Below are 691 nucleotides of genomic sequence, written 5' to 3'. Positions count from 1 at the left end.
CGCGAACGCCAGATCGTCAGCCGGAGTCGGCGCGTTGCCATGTTCAGCAAGGAAGTCTTTTGACCAAGCCCTCTTATGGCGCTTGTACAATGCATAAGCGGTGAGGGCTTCGATGTCGTCTCCCTCCGCTCCAAGCAAATCGAATACAGGGTTACCGGCCATGTCGTGGCGTCATGCGGGTTGTTTTCGGGCTTTCATGGCACCAGCTGCGGCCTTCTTGGCAGCTAGATAAACGTCACGCTTCAGGGTGACCACTTCACCACCGGTAGAAGAGTGGCGGGTAACGAAAGCCGCGATCTTACCATCGCGCCCAACCGTCTGGACCCTAAAGAATTTTGTCGGCTTAACCGAGGGCATCGTTGCCTCCAAGCGTTCATCTCCGTCCAGAAGTAACAACGAAGAGCACACCAGGCTAGTGGGGATCGACGTATTTTTGAGCCAGATAGAGCTTAACGCACTTCTAACCGCAGCCGCGCGCCGATCAGATCGCTGAGCGAGCCAACAGCTCAGCGATCTGAAAAGCAAGTGCTTTCTAGGCATTAAGCCGTGAGGCGATCTTGGTCAGCGCCAGCTGCCAGCGACGCCACGCGGTCGTGCGGTCGCAGCCGAGTTCCCCGCTGATCTGCTTCCACGGCACACGGGCCGCGCGCGACCAGACCAGCTTGCGCTCCGCCTCCTTGATCCAGAGCAC

Annotated in this window: 1 protein-coding gene; it reads right to left on the bottom strand. The window is 58.3% G+C overall.

Annotation, left to right across the window (positions count from 1 at the left end):
* Window positions 1-532: 532 nt before the first annotated feature.
* Window positions 533-691, bottom strand: a complete 159-nt coding sequence (locus G5V65_RS22580) for a DUF6362 family protein (RefSeq protein WP_343162888.1) — start codon at window positions 689-691, stop codon at window positions 533-535.

This window comes from Paragemmobacter kunshanensis (genome assembly GCF_011059185.1).
Lineage (GTDB): Bacteria > Pseudomonadota > Alphaproteobacteria > Rhodobacterales > Rhodobacteraceae > Paragemmobacter > Paragemmobacter kunshanensis.
This window is presented reverse-complemented; position numbering and strand designations above follow the sequence as displayed.